The sequence below is a fragment of the Pseudomonas sp. Marseille-QA0892 genome (assembly GCF_054950135.1).
The window spans coordinates 2491098-2509127 of record NZ_CM143104.1; the positions used below are offsets into that span (position 1 = coordinate 2491098).

Below are 18030 nucleotides of genomic sequence, written 5' to 3' on the forward strand. Positions count from 1 at the left end.
AGACGCCTGGCCGGGTATCGCAGGCTGGCGGGAAGATGTCCAGCCAGTCAGGCATGTTCGCGATTCTACACGCCGGCCACCAACACGATAGGCGTCCGGGGCCGTTCCAGCTCCAGCTATGCGCCGCGGATAGGTGTATCGCGGTGCGCTGCGCGAACGTATTGAGCGGGCCAAGGGACCGACCGATCCCGCAACGCTTCGGCCGCATGCAGCGGCCAATAGGGGTCCCGCAACAGCTCGCGCGCCAGGAAGATCAGATCGGCTTGGCCCGTGCGCAGTATGTGTTCGGCCTGAACGGCTTCGGTGATCATGCCGACAGCGCCGGTCGCGATGCCCGCTTCGCGTCGGATTTGCTCCGCGAAGGCAGTCTGGTAGCCGGGGCCAACCGGGATCTCGGCATTGGCAGAAGTACCGCCGGAAGAAACATCAACGAGATCCACCCCAACTGCCTTCAGGCGGCGCGCCAGCTCCACGGAATCCTCGGCATTCCAGCCATCTTCGACCCAGTCCGTTGCGGACAGGCGAACGAACAGTGGCAGTTCTTCTGGCCAGGTCTCGCGGACCGCCTCGGTGATTTCAAGTAGAAGTCGGATGCGGTTATCGAAGCTTCCACCGTATTGGTCGTCTCGCCGATTGGACAGTGGTGAAAGGAATTGATGCAGGAGGTAGCCGTGGGCCGCATGGATTTCGGCAATCTTGAATCCCGCCGCCAGTGCACGTTCCGCACCACGGACAAAGGCATCGATCACCGCTTTTACTTCATCGGCGCCAAGCGCATGGGGAACTGCATGATCGGGGCCGAATCCGATTGCGGAAGGCGCTACTGGGGTCCACCCGCCTGCACCCACAGGGACAGCCCCCGACTTGCCAAGCCAGGGCTGCCAGGTACTGGCCTTACGCCCGGCATGGGCCAGCTGAATACCGGCAACCGAGCCCTGGCTTTCGATGAATTGCGTGATTCGGCGTAACGGACCGACCTGTTCATCATTCCAGATGCCTAGGTCCTCTGGCGTGATCCTTCCTTCAGGCAACACAGCGGTCGCCTCGACGAGCACGAGTCCGGCGCCCCCGACTGCGCGGCTTCCTAGGTGAACCATGTGCCAATCGTTGGCAAGGCCATTCTGAGCAGAGTATTGGCACATGGGTGACACGACGATGCGGTTCGGAAGTGTCACACGGCGTAGCGTCATGGGTTCGAAGAGCTTGGTCATGTTCACCTCGGCATTCGGAGCCACCCACAAAGGCAGTTCACTGGAAAATAGGTGCCTTTACGCATCCCCGCCATCCCGGAACCTGACAGCAAAGCCATCAGCCGCGAGCGATGGCCGCAAAGGTCCCGCTGGTATGTTGAGCCAACACCTGTGGTGCCAGTTCCAGTTCGAGGCCCCTTCGGCCCGCACTGACATGAATCGAGTCATGCTGAAGCGCCGAGCTGTCAATGAACGTACGAAGCCGTTTCTTCTGCCCGAGCGGGCTGATGCCCCCTACCAAATAGCCCGTAGCCCGCTGCGCTGCTACAGGGTCGGCCATGTCGACCTTTTTTACGCTTGCAGCGCCCGCCAACGCCTTCAGATCAAGCGTACCGGTAACCGGCACCACTGCCACCAGCAGCTCTCCCCGCTCGGTCGCGGCCAGCAGTGTCTTGAACACCAACGCTGGGGCGAGGCCCAACTTTTCGGCTGCTTCCAGTCCGTAAGATGCGCTTTTCGGATCGTGGGTATAACTCAGCACGCGGTGCTCAGCTTTGGCTTTCTTCAACAGGTCGATGGCAGGTGTCATGGCTCAGCCCAGAGGAATCTATCCCCATTCTAGGCCGCTGGACGGCCTCTTGGCAGCACCCTCAGCGCCGAGTGTCGCATTGAGGGAACGGCACCTGGATAGACCGATTCGAACACTCGAGTGAACCGAGCGAAGCACATGAACCAGCCTGAAACACCAACCGACCTGATGGGCTTTCTGACCTGCCTGGAGAAGGTTGCGCCCAATGATCGCGAAATCAGTTTCGAGCAAATCGTCGAGGCGGTTGGCGGTCGTAGCTTCGGCCCCCTGCTGCTCGTTCCGGGGTTGATCGTCGTATCGCCGCTGTCAGGCATTCCCGGCGTTCCGACGATCATGTCGCTTGTCATCAGTCTCGTCACAATCCAACTCCTGATGGGGCGTAAATACATCTGGCTGCCGAGATGGCTGCTCAAGCGCAAGATCCGTCGTAGCCGTGTGAGGCGAACCTTGCGCTGGCTGAAGAAGCCGGCGCGCTACGTCGATGCCGTGCTGAAGCCGCGGCTTGCCATCCTCACACGAGGCGTCGCCATCTACATCGTTGGCCTGCTTTGCCTGACCGTCGCATTGACGATGCCGCCACTCGAACTGATCCCGTTCGCCAACAGCCTGGCCGGAGCCGCCATATGCCTGCTCAGTCTCTCCCTGATCACTCGAGACGGCGTGGCAGCTGTCTGCTCGATGTTCATCGTTGCCGGACTCATCGGCGTCATTGCCAGTACCTTCCTCTAGCTCGACAGCTACACACTCATCAGGGACACTCCCTGCATTAGTTGCGCTCATATCACGCTCGATCCAGTTGAACTGGGCGCGTCGATGGGCCGCCACCTGCCGGAATGGTTCCCATGCTTGAAATTCGCCACCTGAAAACACTTCACGCCCTGCGTGAGACCGACAGCCTCGTCGAAGCTGCGGAACGGCTGCACCTGACGCAGTCGGCCCTCTCACATCAGTTCAAGGAGCTCGAAGAGCGACTAGGTCTTCAGTTGTTCACACGCAAGACCAAGCCCGTACGCTTCACAAGCGCCGGCTTGCGGCTTCTTCAGCTGGCTGATGAGGTGCTTCCCCAGCTACGCAGCGCCGAACGTGATCTTGCCCGGCTCGCTGGCGGTACGGCAGGACGGCTGCACATGGCCATCGAATGCCACAGCTGTTTCCAATGGCTGATGCCAACCATCGACCAATTTCGTGACGCTTGGCCGGAAGTTGAACTGGACCTGGCGTCTGGTTTCTCCTTCGCGCCACTGCCCGCCCTCGCCCGTGGCGACCTCGACCTCGTCGTCACGTCGGATCCGGTGGACCTGCCCGGCATTACGTATGTCCCGCTCTTCACCTACGAAGCGCTACTGGCGGTTGCGAATCAGCATCCGCTGGCCACACGCTCGAACATCACGCCTGAAGACCTCGAATCCGAGGTGTTGATCACCTATCCGGTAGAGAGGGACCGGCTTGATGTCTTCAACCATTTTCTCGACCCGGCAGGCGTCGAACCCGCTCATGTGCGCACGTCTGAACTGACGGTAATGATGATGCAACTGGTCGCATCGGGCCGCGGTGTCTGTTGCCTGCCAAACTGGGCACTGCATGAATACAGTTCACGCGGGTATGTCACGGCAAAACGACTGGGAGACAAGGGCCTGTTCGCAACGCTGCATGCCGCAATCCGCGCGGACATGCTGGATTCGCCGTTCATGCGTGATTTCCTGCTGACGGCAAAGGACACCTCCTTCGCGACGCTCGAAGGTGTGAGCGCCGCACCCAAAAGCCGCTGAACGTCAGACGATGGCCAGCGGTACCTTACGCTCTGGGCCCGGCAGCGCTGCGTCGATTTGAGCCAGGTCTTCGTCGGTCAGGTTGGTCTCCAAGGCGCGCGCATTCGCGCGGACGTGACGTTCATCAGACGCCTTCGGTATGACCACCATTCCATCGTGGCGAAGTCCCCACGCAAGCGCTACTTGCGAGACAAGACAACCGTGACGTTGGGCTACGTCCCATAGCACCGGATGCTCAAGCAAACGGCCGCCTTGCCCGAGCGGACAGTAGGCCATCAGAGGCATGGCATGCGCCTTCGACCACGGAAGCAGGTCAAACTCGATGCCTCGTTGTTGCGGATGGTAGAGAACCTGGTCCGTTGTGCAGCCCGCTAGACCCGACGCGTCCATTGATGCCAGCTCGTCAGCATCGAAGTTCGACACGCCCCACGCACGGATCTTGCCTTCGTCGCGTAACTGCTCGAAGGCCTCGACTGTCTCTTCAAGTGGGTGACTGCCCGGCCAATGAAGCAGGTAGAGATCGATCACCTCCGTCCCGAGGCGACGGAGGCTACGCTCACAGGCCTGGACGGTGCCTCGCCTGCTGGCGTTGTGCGGGTAGATTTTGCTAACGATATAGACGTCATCGCGTCTTCCCGCGATTGCTTCACCGACGACCTGCTCGGCGCCCCCCTCACCGTACATCTCTGCCGTATCGATGAGACGCAATCCGCAATCAATGCCCAGTCTCAGCGCGGCGACCTCGCGCTGGCGTTCGCTCGCCACTTCGCCCATGCGCCAAGTACCCTGACCAATGCGCGGCACGGCGCTCCCATCTTGGAACGTGAAGCGCTGCATGGGTCGCCCCCTTTGAGATTCGAACATGGCCGCCCGCTTCCGGGCAGTCGCCGGGTCAACGAAGCGATTCGTCGATAACGATCACAACCTTGCCGGATACCTGATTGCTGGCCAGCGCCTCGAACGCAGCCTCGGCGTCCTTCATCGAGAAGGTTCGTTCCAGCTGTGGCTTCAACTGCCCCGTTTCAAAAAGAGGGCACACACGCTCACGCATATCGGCAATCAAACGCGCCTTGAAGTCCGCGTCCCGGCTGCGTAATGTCGAGCCAATCAGCTGAATCCGCTTGCCAAGCACGCGGGCGAGATCAACCTCGGCCTTTCGCCCGCCCATCATCCCAATGAGCACCCAGCGCCCATCTTGTGCAAGAAGGTCCAGATTGAGTGCCGAGTATGGGGCACCGACCGGGTCAAGGATGACATCGAACGGCGCGAAGTCGCGCAGGCTTTCCAGGTCCACCTTCCGTAGCGCCCCACCTTCCGCGCCGAGGGATTCGCAGTACGCCAGCCGCTCTTGTGAACCGACGCTGACCCAGACCGGGTTGCCCATCGCCTTGCATAGCTGAATACCTGCCGAACCGACGCCGCTTGCGCCTGCGTGCAGCAGTACCTTTTCACCCCTTTGCAACGCAGCCAGCTCAAACAGGTTCAACCAGGCCGTGCAATACACTTCCGGCAGCGCCGCTGCCTCGTGGAGCGACAGATTCGACGGTGCAGTCATCACGTGACGGCCGTCGACCACGACCTCTTCTGCCATGCCCCCGCCCGCCAGCAGTGCGCAGACCCTATCGCCCTCGCGCCATTCGGCGCCTTCACCGACCTCGATCACGATCCCGGCGCACTCCAGCCCGATATGGGGGCTCGCGCCTGGCGGCGGCGGGTACATCCCGTCACGCTGGAGCAGGTCGGCTCGGTTCAAACCAGCCGCCGCCACCTTTATGCGCACCTGCCCTGGACCGCAGGACAGAGCGTCCGCATCGACCCATTCAACGCGCCCTTCAATACCTTGCAATGCTTTCACGCTACCTCCATAGTGGCCCCTGAACCCTCCAGCGCTGCGCTTGCGGGTGGAATCGAAGGCGCCACGCCATGCCGGAACGGCTTTCGTTCAGGCTTGACTCACAAGGCGCGGCCATCGTTCCCCGCTCACGCCGGCTGTCTGGCTTTTTGCGTATGGCGCAGAACCCGCAAAGGAACCGCGCCCCTGTTAGACGGCCTAATATGCTTTATCACTTGTCTGCGCGTCGAATGCCCATGAAGCGAATCCTCGGTAGTACAACACTTGCCCTTGTCCTGGCATTGGGTGCCGTCACGGCCCACGCCAAGACGTCCGCCAACGAGTGGGACGCGCTTCAGCCAGACCGGGACCAGGTGATTGCCAGTCTTAACGTGGTCGAACTGCTCAAGCGTCACCACTACAACAAGCCTCCGCTGGACGACGCGCGGTCAGAGAAGATCTTCGACAGCTACATCAAGATGCTCGACCCCTCGCGTAGCTTTTTCACCGCGACCGACATCGCCGAATTCGATCCCTGGCGCAGGCAGTTCGATGACTTCCTGCGCGAAGGCAAGTTGGACCCCGGCTTCACCATTTACAAGCGCTACCTGACCCGCCAGAAGGAGCGCCTGGACTATGCCTTGGCCATGCTTAACAAGGGCGTGGACAAGATCGACTTTACTGTCGACGAGGATTTCCAGGTTGACCGTGAGAAGGCCCCTTGGGCCAAGGATCGTGCCGAGCTGGACGACCTGTGGCGCAAGCGCGTAAAGGACGAGATCCTGCGCCAGCGCCTTACCGGCAAGGATGACAAGGCAATCCAGGACCTTCTGGTGCGCCGCTATAAGAGCCAGCTTGCTCGCCTGGGCCAGACACGCAGCGAAGACATCTTCCAGGCCTACATCAACGCATTCGCGCAGACGTACGACCCACATACCAACTACCTTTCGCCGGACAACGCTGAAAACTTCGATATCAACATGAGCCTCTCGCTCGAAGGCATCGGCGCGGTCCTGCAGAGCGATAACGACCACGTCAAGGTCGTCCGCCTGGTTCCTGCGGGCCCTGCCGAAAAGAGCAAGCAACTCGCACCGGCCGACAAGATTGTCGGCGTCGCCCAGGGCGATGGTGAGATGGTTGACGTCCTGGGCATGCGCCTTGACGAGGTTGTGAAGCTGATTCGCGGTCCGCAAGGTTCGAAAGTGCGACTTGAAGTCATTCCGGCCAGCAATGCGCCGAATGACGAATCGACGCGCGTCGTAGCAATCACACGTGAGGCGGTGAAGCTCGAAGAGCAGGCTGCGAAGAAGTCAGTACTTGATCTCAAGCATGACGGCAAGTCATTCAAGCTCGGTGTTGTCGAGGTTCCAGCGTTCTACCTGGACTTCAAAGCCTTCCGGGCGGGCGATCCGAATTACAAGAGCACCACCCGTGATGTGAAGCGTCTCATCAGCGAACTCCAGAAGGAGAAAGTCGATGGTATCGTCATCGACCTGCGCAACAACGGAGGCGGGTCCCTGCAGGAAGCGACCGAGTTGACCGGTCTATTCATCGATCAGGGCCCGACTGTGCTAGTGCGCAACAGTGACGGTCGTGTGGACGTGCTGGCGGGTGAGGAAACCAATGCGTTCTATACGGGCCCGCTGGCCGTACTGGTCAACCGGCTGTCTGCATCTGCCTCGGAGATCTTCGCAGGAGCCATGCAGGACTATCACCGGGCGCTGATCATTGGTGGCCAGACGTTTGGCAAGGGCACAGTGCAAACGATCCAGCCGCTCAACCACGGAGAGCTGAAGCTTACGCTGGCAAAGTTCTATCGGGTTTCCGGCCAGAGCACGCAGCATCAGGGGGTAGTTCCGGATATCGAATACCCACCTATCGTCGATACCAAGGAAATTGGCGAAAGCGCTCTGCCCGAAGCCATGCCATGGGACAGCATCAACGCCGTGGTGCGCCCCTCTACAGACCCATTCGGGCCATACATTGCTGATCTCAAGCGTCTGCATGAGGAACGAACCGCCAACAACCCTGACTTTGTCTTCAGCCGCGAACGACTCCAACTCAACCGCGAGCTGATGAAAGACAAGACCGTCACGTTGAATGAGGCGAAACGCCGCGCCTACCATGAAAGCGTCGAAGCCAAGCAGCTGGCAATCGAGAACCATCGCCGTAAGGCGAAGGGCGAAGAGCCGCTGAAAAAGTTGGCGGCTGAAGATGAAAACGATGCGCTGACCACAGGTAATGAGGAGCACGTCAAACCCGAAGACGATGCGTACCTCACCGAGACCGGACAGGTCCTCCTCGATTATCTGGGGTTGCAGGCCCGCGTCGCCAAGCAGTGATCGAATGACACAAGCGCCCTACCTGGGGCGCTTTTTCGTTTCAGCTGTCATCAAAGTGAAATCTGACTGTCGTGAAATGAGCCGCCCTACCCCGGGGTCGACGAATTCTGGACGACCATGATGACCAACGACGAGCAGCGTTCCGCGCTCGAGGACATTCTCTCTGCGCGAGCACTGTCCAGCCTGTTCCAACCGATCTTCAGCCTATCCGACCATACGCTTTACGGTTACGAAGCGCTCAGCCGAGGCCCGACGGACAGCATGCTGCATACGCCGTTGGCCCTGTTCGGTGCGGCACGGGAAGCCGGCCGCCTTAGCGAATTGGAACGCGCCTGCCGTACAACCGCTTGTGAACGATTCCAGCGTCTGGGGCTGGACGGAAAGCTCTTCCTCAACGTGTCGCCCGAAGCGCTGCAGGACCCGGGGCACCGCTCCGGCCGTACGCTATCCCTTCTCAGGACGCTGGGCATCCCGGCAGAGCGAGTCGTGATCGAACTGACTGAGCACGCCCCTGCCGATGACCTCAGCGTCCTGAGGAATGCGTTGGAATATTATCGTGCCATGGGCTTCTCGGTGGCCCTTGACGACCTGGGCGCGGGCTATTCGAGCCTTAAACTTTGGTCGGAGCTGCGGCCCGACTACGTGAAGATCGACCGCCATTTCATCGACGGGATTCACCACGACCGCGTCAAACGTCAATTCGTCGAGTCCATTCTTCAAATGGCAAAGGCGTCGCGCGCCCGAGTGATTGCCGAAGGCATCGAACAACATGAGGAGCTGGAAACCCTGCGGAAGCTTGGCGTAGAACTCGTGCAGGGCTATCTACTAGGCCGCCCGGCCCACACGCCAGTCATTGTCATCGATGCCTCGGTGCCGCCGACGCTCCCAATGGGCGTACCGAGCACGCACAGCGAAACGGACCTCAGTGGCCTAATGATCGAGCGGCCTGCGATTGCGGCGTCCGCCACGGTGGCTGACGTTTTTCAACGCTTCAGGCGTAATCCTCGCTGGAGTGCGCAAGTCGTGGCAGATGGCCAAGGCAGCCCGATCGGCATCATTCGTAGACAACCCTTTTTCGAGACGTTCCACTCGCTTACCGACAACCCTATTCCCGTTACACACATCATGGACCCGGAACCGGCCTTGGTAGACGTGACCGAGTCGGCCATCAGTGCGAGCCTTCTTCTGACGCGACGCCTTTGTGACGCAGCGCAGGAAGGCGAATTCGTGTTGGTGGAAGGCCGTCGCTACCTCGGCATGGGCCGATTGGTTGACTTGCTAGGCGTACTGGCTGAGCGCAGCTTCTCGGCGATGCCAACTGCCTGACCTCAATCCACCTTCGATTCCAACGGGCTTACCAGCGCATTCTGCGTATTGACGGGCTGCACGTCGCGCCAACGTCGAAATGCGTCGAGTTCCTCAGACCAACGCTTGGTAAGCCAGCCCAGTACGGCAATATCGTCGAGCAAACCGATTACCGGGATCCAGTCCGGTATGAGGTCCAGCGGCGAAACGAAGTAGGCCAATGCCGCAACGATAGCAAGCAGCGCTTTCGGATCGACCGCCCGGTACTCGCCTTTCCAGTAGGCCCGGCAAAGCGCTACCAGAACACCAAGGTCATCTCGCAGACCAGCCATACCTCTCGATTGGCCTTTTTTGACCACGCTTGCAAGTAGCATTGGTAGCCGCCCACGGGCGAGTATCCGCCGTGCAATCGGCAAAAAACGAACCAGATTCCAAGGCATTTTCATACATTTCTCCTCGGGCGCCGTGCCACGCGGCTTGTGACGCTTTACCCACAGAAGCTGTGGATAAAGCTGTTCACAATCATTGGATGGGGTGGGCAAGCCCCCGGTTTACGGGGCTTACAAACAGATCGGGCATTTTTTGCACATCAATAAAACGCGATGTTTATCAGCAACTTAACGTTTCCAGATTGCAAGCGAAATATCTACTCTTATGGCCTTGCGCCAGTTACCGCCAATGTGCATAACCGTAGCGTGTGGCCCTACGTAACGCTGGAAACTGGTTGTTTTGACACACAGTAGAAAGCGGCGTGCGAGCCCGTGTTCAATCTTGTCGGGCCATCGAAGGCATGATTTGAAATCAACAAAAAGCCCGACTCACCGTAGGCGATGTCGGGCTTTTTGTGGAAGACGCGTTACGCAGCTAAACGCAACTCATCCAGATGATCAGGCCGAAAAGCCCGCATCTTTATTGAGCGGATTCCTCACCGTCAGTCGGGGCATCCGACTCAACGTCAGGCATGCTGTTGCCCTGCGCTTTTGGATCCTTGATGCCAATCAGCTCCAGATCAAACACCAGTACTGAGTTCGCGGGAATCATCGGGCTCGGGCTCTGAGCACCGTAGGCCAGCTCGCTCGGGATGTACAGCTTGTACTTCTCGCCGACGTGCATCAGTTGCAGCGCCTCGACCCAACCTGGGATCACACCATTGACGGGAAGATCAATCGGGGAGCCACGCTGGACAGAGCTGTCGAATACACTGCCATCGATAAGCTTGCCTTCGTAGTGGACAGTGACGACATCATTGGCTTTGGGCTGCGGACCGTCCGCCTTTTCAATGACCTCGTACTGCAGGCCCGATTTTGTGGTCACGACGCCATCGCGCTTGCCGTTCTCTGCGAGAAATTTCTTGCCAGCTTCTGCAGTGTCGTCTGCCAGCTTGGCCATGCGCTCTTCCGCCCGCTTTTGCAGCGTGCCGAACGCTTCGATCAGATCGTCATCGCTGACCTTCTGCTCTTTTTTGCCAATGGCATCCTCGATTCCCAATGCCACAGCATTGGAATCCAGATCATCCATACCTTCCTGCGACAGGCTCTTGCCCATGTTAAGGCCGATGCCATAGGACGCTTTCTGAGCTGGGGTGTTGAGCTCGACGTCTGTTTTGCCGTTGGTTTGCGAATCACAGCCGCTCAAAACCAAGCCCACGAGGGCGACGGCTGCTGCCAACCGATGTTGTCTCATGCTGATTCCTGTTCCTTACGCTCTTTAGCGGGTGGATGAAGCGGCGAGCTTATCAGGCCGCCCCGGTGAGAGCCACGGGCCATACGAAAGCCGACGTGGCGATAAGTTCAGCGCCGGGCTTGCGAGCTACCTGCCTTCAAAACCGTTACCGGTCGCGCGCCTCGCACGCCGCGTCAACCGCCGAAGTCGTCAAAGCCGGGAAAACGGCTGGCGATCGCGTCGCCCGTATCTACGAGTACTTGATCGCGCGCAGCGCAGAGGATGACGGCAATGCTACTGGGCCGCTCGCCCTTGTCGTACCAGCGCCGCGTTCCGGCTGGCAGCGTCAGCAGATCGCCCCGCTCGCAGCGCAATGCGTAGACGAGCTCGCCAATATGCAGCGCAATCATACCGACGCCGGCGACGAAGAACCGGACCTCATCGACCTTCTGAACATGCTCGCGGCGACGGATATTAATGTCCGCCGGGTCCTCATCTACGCCCTCGACAAGAACCTCACCCAGGTCCGGCCGCAGCGCCTTGCAGCGCTCGATCTCATTGGCGAATGCAGTGAGGACTTCAACGGCATCCGCGCCCTTCTCAAGACGCGGAGAAGACGCGAGCTGACCGAACTCGATGCCGGCTTCGGCCAGGGTCGCCGTAATGTCTTCCGCATACGTCAGGATCTTGTAAGGACATTCGGGCTGTGCCTCATGGTAAACGGTCAAGATGGCCATCGTGCCTCCTTCAAAATGAATACGGTCTTAGCGGCGCGCAAGGGCTGGCACCGCCCGAACTGGATCTACCCACGGTGCTCGGCGAACCTTCGCACAGCGCTACGCCGGCAGTGCTTCTCGGCTGCGAACGCTCGCCAGGACGCCCGCCGCCAGTAATGCAGCGAGACTGGCAAGCGCGAATGTCCACCCCGGGCCCAGCGCCGTCCAGGTATGGCCTGAGTAGACAGCTCCAAGCGCACCACCCAGGCCGGCAAGGGCCGCATATAGCGCCTGCCCCTGACCCTGCTGTCGCGCACCAAAATGCCCTTGTACGAAATGAATTGCTGCGGCGTGGAAGCTGCCGAATGTGGCCGCATGCATGAGCTGGGCGAGGAGCAAAATAGCCAAGTGATCTGCAAGGCTCCCTAGCAGCAGCCAGCGTACCGCCGCCAGGATGAAGCTCGCGATGAGCACCTGCCGGACGGTAAAGCGCGTGAAAATCCGTGCCATGATCATGAACACGACGATTTCTGCAAGGACGCCCAGCGCCCAAAGCATGCCGATAGCGCCCCGCGCATAGCCAAGGTTTTCGAGGTGGATACTCAGAAACGTGTAATACGGACCGTGGGACAGCTGCATCAAGGCAACGCTGGCGTAGAAGGCCAGGACAGGAGGCTTGAGCAATTGGGTAACGAAACCATCCGCGTCGGTGGCGCGTCCGCGCGGTGCCGCGGCCGGTTCGGACACCTGGAAACTCGTCAGGACGATGCCCCCAATGATGATCATCAATACGGTCGGGTAAAGGCCCATACCGGCAGACTGGAAGAGCTGACCAAGGCCTACTACCGCCAGGACGAACCCCACTGAGCCCCACACGCGTACCTGGCTGTAGCGCGCAGCCTTGTCCCCCAGATGAGCGAGCGTAATGACTTCGAATTGCGGCAATACGGCGTGCCAGAAAAAGGCATGCATTGCCATCACCAGCGCAAGCCAGGCATAGCTGCGGTCGACGAAGATCAAGGCCAGGCTGAGGAAAGTACAGACGGCGCCGAAGCGTACGATGCGCAGCCGTTGACCCGTGCGATCACCCAGCCAACCCCACAGGTTCGGCGCAATACAGCGCATGAGCATCGGAATGGCGACCAGCTCGCCGATGCGTGCCGGCGCGAAACCGAGATAATCGAAATAGAGTGCCAGGAACGGCGCTGTGGCGCCGAGCAGTGCAAAATAGAACAGGTAGAAGCCGGACAACCGCCAGTAGAGCGCGGCCGTCATGGCTGTTGCTGCCTCAACATGCCAGCTGCATATCTCCAACGAAAGCCGGCTGGGACCGGCGTGTCGAACCCCGCCGTCACAACTGTCCGAGCACGGGCGTCGTTACTCGCACGTCAGCGTTCTGGCCGCGGTGCCTGAGGAGATGGTCCATCAAGACGATTGCCATCATCGCCTCGGCAATAGGCGTAGCACGGATGCCCACGCAAGGATCGTGACGGCCCTTGGTGATGACATCGACCGGCTGGCCGTAGATATCGATCGAGCGCCCGGGCGTCGTAATGCTCGATGTCGGCTTGAGCGCCACATGCGCGACGATAGGTTGACCGGAGGAAATCCCGCCCAGGACGCCGCCTGCGTTGTTGGAAAGGAAGCCTTCCGGCGTGAGTTCGTCGCGATGCTCCGTCCCGCGCTGCGAAACCGATGCGAACCCGGTGCCGATTTCGATTCCCTTCACCGCGTTTATGCTCATCAGCGCGTGGGCAAGATCGGCATCCAGTCGATCGAAAATGGGCTCGCCCAGCCCCGGCATAACCCCTTCAGCAACAACCGTAATCTTCGCACCTACGGAATCCTGGTCCCGGCGCAACTGATCCATGTATGCCTCCAGCTCCGTGACCTTGTCCGGGTCTGCGCAGAAGAATGCGTTCTGTTCCACGCTATCCCAGGTGCGGAACGGGATTTCAATGGGCCCTAACTGGCTCATGTATCCACGCACCTGAATGCCCTGGCTGGCCAGGTATTTCTTGGCAATCGCGCCGGCAGCCACCCGCATTGCCGTCTCACGCGCCGAGCTGCGGCCGCCGCCCCGGTAATCCCGGAGCCCGTATTTGTGGTGATAGGTGTAGTCCGCATGCGCCGGGCGGAACACATCCTTGATCGCAGAATAGTCCTTCGATTTCTGATCCGTATTACGAATCAGCAAGCCTATGGCGCAGCCCGTCGTCCGCCCCTCGAAGACGCCAGAGAGAATCTCGACCTCGTCGGGCTCTTGACGCTGGGTGGTGTGCCGGCTCGTACCAGGCTTGCGCCGGTCGAGGTCCCGCTGCAGATCATGAATCGAGAGCTCGAGGCCCGGCGGGCAACCATCCACGATAGCGACCAGAGCCGGGCCATGGCTCTCGCCTGCCGTGGTGACGGTGAACAACTTGCCAAAGGTATTGCCGGACATGCAGCGCTCCGCGGACCCTGTGAAAGAAAGCCGCGAGTATACCCGAGCCATGCGCGGCATGAGCCGTTTGCATCAGTGTTCCGCTGCGCCCCGTCTGTTGGAAAACTTTGCCCGAATGGCGCGATCAAACCTTCACAACTGGCCAGCCCGGGCGCTCAAAGCGCTATCTCGTAGTGTGGCCGGCCTGCTGGATATCTTGCCCATGCGCTTTTTTTTCCTTTTTCTGTGTGCCTTTTCCTCCATGATCCACGCCCAGGCCATTTCTCGCAGCCCTATTGACCTCGAGACGGACTCCGGTGTGCTGCATGGGAGCCTGGTGCTGCCTCAGGGCAATTCACCTGGACCTGTGGCCCTGCTTATTGCGGGCTCCGGCCCAACGGACCGCAACGGCAATAATCCGGCCGGCCGGAACGACAGCCTTCGGCTACTGGCGCAATCGCTTGCCCAACAGGGCGTGGCAACAGTCAGGTATGACAAACGAGGCATCGCCGCCAGCCAGCCAGCCGCACCGGACGAAGCGACGCTGTCCATCGAGCAATATGCGCAGGATGCGGCCGAGTGGAGTCGCAAGCTCGCCCAAGATCGCCGGTTTTCGAGCGTCTACCTTATCGGCCATAGCGAGGGCGCACTCGTGGCCACGCTCGCGGCAAATCAGGCGGAGGTCGCCGGGCTGGTCACCATCGCCGGCACGGGTCGTCCGCTGGACCAAGTCATAGAAGAGCAATTGTCGACGCGGCTTCCCGCTGAATTACAGGACGAGAGCCGTACAATTCTGAATTCACTCAAGGCCGGGCGACTTTACCCTCTTGTAGACCCGAAGCTGGAGGTGCTCTTTCGGCCGAGCGTTCAGCCGTTTCTCATCTCCTGGCTGCGCCAGGACCCCGCGGGCGCCTTCGCCCACGTCCGCGTGCCTGCGCTCGTCATTCAGGGTGACCACGATGCCCAGGTCGGCGTTGCCGATGCCGAGGCGCTGGCAAATGCGAACCCACAGGCAACGCTGCAGATCATCGGCGGGATGAACCATGTACTGCGTATCACGCCCAAGGCATTCGAAGCGCAACGTGCGTCCTACAACGATCCTAACCTGCCAGTTGCCCGAGAATTGGTGACGGCGATTTCGACCTTCATCACACAAACGAGCGCAAAGTCACCCTCCAGTTGACTGCCAGCCTGCCGATAAGGGCGCTATCAGCCGACCAACCACGTCGGCCTCTTATGGACAGGACTGATGAGTGACACCGAAACCCAAGGTGCCTCCGCCCCGGAAGCACCAACACCTGCGCCAGCAACGCCCTGGGCGGAGCTAGGGCCGGAATCCTTTCAGCTGGTTCGGCTCAACCCGTTGCCAACGGACCGATACACCGGTACACGTCCGCTACGCTTCGTGCAACTGGGTACGCTTGAACGGCACAACCGTGAGCACAGCCTTTTGCGACTCACCATCGCCGTACCCGGCCAGAAGATCCGCAAGGAACGTAACCTGCTCGAAGTGTGGGCGGACCACGGCGCACGGCAAATCCGATTCGGCCCTGAAAGTGGGCTGCAGACGGAGCCTGCCAATCGAGGCCTGGGGCGCTTCCTAGCGGCTCAAACGATCAGTTGGGCGAAGCGTCGCTGGGGAAGCTATACGGTGGAGCCGTTCCCATTGGTGACGGCCCTCAACGAAGACGCTCGTCTCAACCGGGACCGCTTTCTTCTTGGCCTCGGCTTCACGGTGAGTTACCAGGACGAACAGCGCCTGAAAGCACACTGTCACGCGGAATCGCTCGGCAGCCTGCTTGCTGACTGGCCCCAGGAAAAGCTGCAAATTCTATCGCCGCTCGAGAGCGCGGCGATGTTGCAGAACGCCGATACGCAGCTCCAGCAGCAAGAGGTGAGGATTCGGGATCTGGATGAAAAGCTGGCGCGCCTTCGTCGTGACGATGGCAGCTTGCGCTTCACCATCGCCTGCCTGGTGACGTTCGCGCTGTTTCAGTCCGGCCTGCTGATCTGGATCGTCACACACTGAAACGTGGTGGTGCGCCCCGGCTCACCGGCAGGCACTCCCCGCAGACGAATTGCATCGGCCCTTTACCCTTCCCCCGGCCCGCACGGGTCGAAGGGACCGACTTCAGAAGCCCGGAGGTCAGGAAAGCTTCGAACGGAACAGGTCCTGGTGTTCGCGACACTGAGCGGCTGCGAGCAGGAACACACCATGCCCTCCCTGCTCGAATTCGAGCCAGGTGAAATCGACTTCGGGATAGAGCGCCTCCACGTGCACCTGGCTATTGCCGACCTCAACGATAAGCAGGCCCTGCTCGGTGAGATGGTCTGCCGCTTCAGCCAGCATCCGTCGAACGAGGTCCAGCCCATCCTCTCCGCATGCCAGGCCCATCTCCGGTTCGTGATGGTACTCGGGCGGCATATCCGCAAAATCCTCTGCGTCCACGTAGGGCGGATTGGATACGATCAGGTCGAAACGCTGGCCGGGCAAACCGTCGAATCCATCGCCCTGTACCGTGAATACCCGCGATTCAAGGCCGTGCTGTTCGATGTTCATATTGGCGACCTCGAGCGCATCGAAGGACAGGTCGCCCAGGATTACCTCGGCTTCGGGGAAGGCATATGCGGTGGCGATGCCGATGCAGCCGGAACCGGTGCACAGGTCAAGGATCCGCTCGGGCTCGCGTGGCAACCAAGGGTCGAACCGAGCGCCGATCAGCTCCGCAATGGGCGAGCGAGGGACGAGCACGCGCTCATCGACCTTGAATGGAAGGCCGCAAAACCAGGCTTCGCCCAGCAGATATGCAGTGGGCACGCGCTCTTCGATACGACGCCAAAGCAGCGTCTGCAGGTGATAGCGTTCATCGTCTTCCAGACGGCAGTCCAGATAGGCGTCCGCGATCTCATAGGGCAGATGCAGCGCACCCAACACCAACTGCCGCGCTTCATCCCAGGCATTATCGGTGCCGTGCCCGAAGAATAAGCCTTCTGCATGAAAACGACTGACGGCCCAGCGGATATGGTCACGCAGGGTTCGAAGGCGGGAGGTAGGGGTCGTCACGGCAGGGGCTCCTTCGAAAAGGAGCGAAGTGTAACGTCAAAGCAGGCGACGGCGAAGCGAGCCACTGCCATGTCAGCGTTTCTTCGGCTTGCCCTTGGGCTTTTTCTTACCCTTCATCGGGAGGATCTGCTCGAACGCCTGCCGCATGTCGTCGAGACGTTTGTCCTTGATGTCGTGGATTCGCTTCTCGCGTTCGGAGGCGAAATCGACCAACTTGTCATCGTTGCTCATGCTTACCCATGCAACAGCCGGAAAGTAAGATTCAATCGTGGCGCACATGCCTTGCGCGTCTTGGCCACCTGATGTTGCCAATAATGCTGCGTTGCACCGCGCATGACCAGTAGGGAACCGTCGGTAAGCGGAAGAGAATGCGTCTCGCCCTGGCGGTCTCGTCGACGAAGGTCAAACCGGCGTTCTCCGCCGAGACTCAACGACGCAATGAGGGGATTGCGTCCAAGGATAGCTTCGTTGTCGCTGTGCCACCCCATCGAGTCCTGCCCAGTGCGATAGAGATTCAACAGAACGCCGTTCAGGCGCTGCCCGACGGCCTCCTCGATGCGACGACGAATGTCAGCCAATAAGGGCGTCCAAGGCAGCGGCACATGCTCGATGCCTGAATAGCGGTAGGCAGCGTCTGGATCTCCGTACCAGGCGGTCAGGCGCGGCACCGGGTGTTCTCGCCCGTAGAGCTTGATTGAAGGCTGCTCCCACACAGTTTCGCCCACGATGGCGTCGAACCATTCTCGCGCTGTCAGTCGTGCGACCCACGCGGGTATGTAGGTCAGATCCGCATCGGGCAATTGCAACGTGCAGTGATCAAGCAGTGCCATGGTCAGACTTCGACGTCGATCCAGACGCCCTGGCGCGGCAAATCCTCGATGACATCATCTGCCGTTATTATCGTCGCTCCGGAAGATGGCGGTCTCGCTGCCTGCATGCCCTTTTTCTTGCGCCGACGTCGCTCTTCTTCTCTCAGGCGCTCAAGGGTTTCCGCAGGATCCCGGTGGGCAAGACCCACGCCGGAGTCATTCGGGGTGTCTACCGCAGGCGCGACGGGCGCCACCTCCGTACGGGCCTTGACGGCCTCAGGATGCGTCACGACGGGTAGCGCAGCATTGGGAATCGGCGGGATCATGGTTT

General features: G+C 60.2%; 19 protein-coding genes. 6 read left to right on the forward strand and 13 right to left on the reverse strand.

What is annotated here, in order from left to right:
• Positions 1 to 116 precede the first annotated feature (116 nt).
• Complete coding sequence (locus ACY8D3_RS11530; protein ID WP_462378918.1) at positions 117 to 1211, reverse strand: NADH:flavin oxidoreductase/NADH oxidase; 1095 nt, start codon at positions 1209 to 1211, stop codon at positions 117 to 119.
• 97 nt (positions 1212 to 1308) lie between these two features.
• Entirely contained in the window at positions 1309 to 1779 is a 471-nt protein-coding gene (gene ybaK, locus ACY8D3_RS11535) for a Cys-tRNA(Pro) deacylase (protein ID WP_462378919.1), read from the reverse strand.
• 138 nt (positions 1780 to 1917) lie between these two features.
• On the opposite strand from ybaK, the gene ACY8D3_RS11540 reads away from it, so the two are divergent.
• A complete protein-coding gene (locus ACY8D3_RS11540; RefSeq protein WP_462378920.1) occupies positions 1918 to 2508 on the forward strand; it encodes an exopolysaccharide biosynthesis protein in 591 nt (196 codons plus the stop codon).
• 113 nt (positions 2509 to 2621) lie between these two features.
• The gene (gene metR / locus ACY8D3_RS11545) at positions 2622 to 3548 is read left to right on the forward strand and encodes a transcriptional regulator MetR (protein ID WP_462378921.1); all 927 of its coding nucleotides are present in this window, start codon (positions 2622 to 2624) and stop codon (positions 3546 to 3548) included.
• A gap of 3 nt (positions 3549 to 3551) precedes the next feature.
• Here metR and ACY8D3_RS11550 read toward each other — a convergent pair whose 3' ends face one another.
• Together ACY8D3_RS11550 and ACY8D3_RS11555 are read right to left on the reverse strand one after the other, a co-directional pair.
• A complete protein-coding gene (locus tag ACY8D3_RS11550) occupies positions 3552 to 4385 on the reverse strand; it encodes an aldo/keto reductase (RefSeq protein ID WP_462378922.1) in 834 nt (277 codons plus the stop codon).
• A 55-nt stretch (positions 4386 to 4440) separates the two neighbouring features.
• Positions 4441 to 5403 (reverse strand): NAD(P)H-quinone oxidoreductase, encoded by a 963-nt coding sequence (locus tag ACY8D3_RS11555; protein WP_462378923.1) that lies wholly within the window; start codon positions 5401 to 5403, stop codon positions 4441 to 4443.
• A 233-nt stretch (positions 5404 to 5636) separates the two neighbouring features.
• Between ACY8D3_RS11555 and ACY8D3_RS11560 the strand changes: the two genes are divergently transcribed.
• Entirely contained in the window at positions 5637 to 7721 is a 2085-nt protein-coding gene (locus ACY8D3_RS11560) for a carboxy terminal-processing peptidase (RefSeq protein ID WP_462378924.1), read from the forward strand.
• A 120-nt stretch (positions 7722 to 7841) separates the two neighbouring features.
• Complete coding sequence (locus ACY8D3_RS11565) at positions 7842 to 9047, forward strand: EAL domain-containing protein (protein ID WP_462378925.1); 1206 nt, start codon at positions 7842 to 7844, stop codon at positions 9045 to 9047.
• A 2-nt stretch (positions 9048 to 9049) separates the two neighbouring features.
• Here ACY8D3_RS11565 and ACY8D3_RS11570 read toward each other — a convergent pair whose 3' ends face one another.
• From ACY8D3_RS11570 to aroC, 5 genes are all read right to left on the reverse strand, one after another.
• Positions 9050 to 9472, reverse strand: coding sequence for a YkvA family protein (locus ACY8D3_RS11570; protein ID WP_462378926.1), 423 nt, complete (start codon positions 9470 to 9472; stop codon positions 9050 to 9052).
• 463 nt (positions 9473 to 9935) lie between these two features.
• On the reverse strand, positions 9936 to 10709 hold the full coding sequence (locus ACY8D3_RS11575) for an FKBP-type peptidyl-prolyl cis-trans isomerase (protein ID WP_462378927.1): 774 nt from the start codon (positions 10707 to 10709) through the stop codon (positions 9936 to 9938).
• Positions 10710 to 10882: 173 nt separating this feature from the next.
• Positions 10883 to 11425 carry an acireductone dioxygenase gene (locus ACY8D3_RS11580; protein ID WP_462378928.1) on the reverse strand — a complete coding sequence of 181 codons (543 nt, stop codon included), beginning with the start codon at positions 11423 to 11425 and terminating at the stop codon, positions 10883 to 10885.
• A 99-nt stretch (positions 11426 to 11524) separates the two neighbouring features.
• Positions 11525 to 12679: an MFS transporter gene (locus ACY8D3_RS11585; RefSeq protein WP_462378929.1), complete on the reverse strand. Its 1155-nt coding sequence runs from the start codon at positions 12677 to 12679 to the stop codon at positions 11525 to 11527.
• A 76-nt stretch (positions 12680 to 12755) separates the two neighbouring features.
• Complete coding sequence (gene aroC / locus ACY8D3_RS11590) at positions 12756 to 13847, reverse strand: chorismate synthase (RefSeq protein WP_462378930.1); 1092 nt, start codon at positions 13845 to 13847, stop codon at positions 12756 to 12758.
• 202 nt (positions 13848 to 14049) lie between these two features.
• Here aroC and ACY8D3_RS11595 point away from each other — a divergent pair, with 202 nt between their 5' ends.
• Both ACY8D3_RS11595 and ACY8D3_RS11600 read left to right on the forward strand, forming a co-directional pair.
• A complete protein-coding gene (locus tag ACY8D3_RS11595) occupies positions 14050 to 15009 on the forward strand; it encodes an alpha/beta hydrolase (RefSeq protein ID WP_462378931.1) in 960 nt (319 codons plus the stop codon).
• Positions 15010 to 15075: 66 nt separating this feature from the next.
• Positions 15076 to 15855 carry a hypothetical protein gene (locus tag ACY8D3_RS11600; RefSeq protein WP_462378932.1) on the forward strand — a complete coding sequence of 260 codons (780 nt, stop codon included), beginning with the start codon at positions 15076 to 15078 and terminating at the stop codon, positions 15853 to 15855.
• A 117-nt stretch (positions 15856 to 15972) separates the two neighbouring features.
• Here ACY8D3_RS11600 and prmB read toward each other — a convergent pair whose 3' ends face one another.
• The 4 genes from prmB to ACY8D3_RS11620 all read right to left on the reverse strand — a co-directional run bounded on the left by prmB (position 15973) and on the right by ACY8D3_RS11620 (position 18025).
• Complete coding sequence (gene prmB / locus ACY8D3_RS11605) at positions 15973 to 16890, reverse strand: 50S ribosomal protein L3 N(5)-glutamine methyltransferase (protein WP_462378933.1); 918 nt, start codon at positions 16888 to 16890, stop codon at positions 15973 to 15975.
• A 72-nt stretch (positions 16891 to 16962) separates the two neighbouring features.
• Entirely contained in the window at positions 16963 to 17121 is a 159-nt protein-coding gene (locus ACY8D3_RS11610) for a hypothetical protein (RefSeq protein ID WP_462378934.1), read from the reverse strand.
• A 2-nt stretch (positions 17122 to 17123) separates the two neighbouring features.
• Positions 17124 to 17720, reverse strand: coding sequence for an alpha-ketoglutarate-dependent dioxygenase AlkB family protein (locus ACY8D3_RS11615; RefSeq protein ID WP_462378935.1), 597 nt, complete (start codon positions 17718 to 17720; stop codon positions 17124 to 17126).
• A 2-nt stretch (positions 17721 to 17722) separates the two neighbouring features.
• The gene (locus ACY8D3_RS11620) at positions 17723 to 18025 is read right to left on the reverse strand and encodes an aspartate-semialdehyde dehydrogenase (protein WP_462378936.1); all 303 of its coding nucleotides are present in this window, start codon (positions 18023 to 18025) and stop codon (positions 17723 to 17725) included.
• Positions 18026 to 18030: the final 5 nt, after the last annotated feature.

What these genes read in the sequence shown, in the direction of transcription:
- ACY8D3_RS11585 (WP_462378929.1), bottom strand. Translation starts at nt 12,679, where the DNA reads ATGACGGCCGCGCTCTACTGGCGGTTGTCCGGCTTCTACCTGTTCTAT.
- metR (WP_462378921.1), top strand. Translation starts at nt 2,622, where the DNA reads ATGCTTGAAATTCGCCACCTGAAAACACTTCACGCCCTGCGTGAGACC.
- ACY8D3_RS11550 (WP_462378922.1), bottom strand. Translation starts at nt 4,385, where the DNA reads ATGCAGCGCTTCACGTTCCAAGATGGGAGCGCCGTGCCGCGCATTGGT.
- ACY8D3_RS11615 (WP_462378935.1), bottom strand. Translation starts at nt 17,720, where the DNA reads ATGGCACTGCTTGATCACTGCACGTTGCAATTGCCCGATGCGGATCTG.
- ACY8D3_RS11600 (WP_462378932.1), top strand. Translation starts at nt 15,076, where the DNA reads ATGAGTGACACCGAAACCCAAGGTGCCTCCGCCCCGGAAGCACCAACA.
- ACY8D3_RS11560 (WP_462378924.1), top strand. Translation starts at nt 5,637, where the DNA reads ATGAAGCGAATCCTCGGTAGTACAACACTTGCCCTTGTCCTGGCATTG.
- ybaK (WP_462378919.1), bottom strand. Translation starts at nt 1,779, where the DNA reads ATGACACCTGCCATCGACCTGTTGAAGAAAGCCAAAGCTGAGCACCGC.
- ACY8D3_RS11570 (WP_462378926.1), bottom strand. Translation starts at nt 9,472, where the DNA reads ATGAAAATGCCTTGGAATCTGGTTCGTTTTTTGCCGATTGCACGGCGG.
- aroC (WP_462378930.1), bottom strand. Translation starts at nt 13,847, where the DNA reads ATGTCCGGCAATACCTTTGGCAAGTTGTTCACCGTCACCACGGCAGGC.
- ACY8D3_RS11530 (WP_462378918.1), bottom strand. Translation starts at nt 1,211, where the DNA reads ATGACCAAGCTCTTCGAACCCATGACGCTACGCCGTGTGACACTTCCG.
- ACY8D3_RS11540 (WP_462378920.1), top strand. Translation starts at nt 1,918, where the DNA reads ATGAACCAGCCTGAAACACCAACCGACCTGATGGGCTTTCTGACCTGC.
- ACY8D3_RS11575 (WP_462378927.1), bottom strand. Translation starts at nt 10,709, where the DNA reads ATGAGACAACATCGGTTGGCAGCAGCCGTCGCCCTCGTGGGCTTGGTT.
- ACY8D3_RS11580 (WP_462378928.1), bottom strand. Translation starts at nt 11,425, where the DNA reads ATGGCCATCTTGACCGTTTACCATGAGGCACAGCCCGAATGTCCTTAC.
- ACY8D3_RS11595 (WP_462378931.1), top strand. Translation starts at nt 14,050, where the DNA reads ATGCGCTTTTTTTTCCTTTTTCTGTGTGCCTTTTCCTCCATGATCCAC.
- ACY8D3_RS11620 (WP_462378936.1), bottom strand. Translation starts at nt 18,025, where the DNA reads ATGATCCCGCCGATTCCCAATGCTGCGCTACCCGTCGTGACGCATCCT.
- ACY8D3_RS11565 (WP_462378925.1), top strand. Translation starts at nt 7,842, where the DNA reads ATGACCAACGACGAGCAGCGTTCCGCGCTCGAGGACATTCTCTCTGCG.
- ACY8D3_RS11610 (WP_462378934.1), bottom strand. Translation starts at nt 17,121, where the DNA reads ATGAGCAACGATGACAAGTTGGTCGATTTCGCCTCCGAACGCGAGAAG.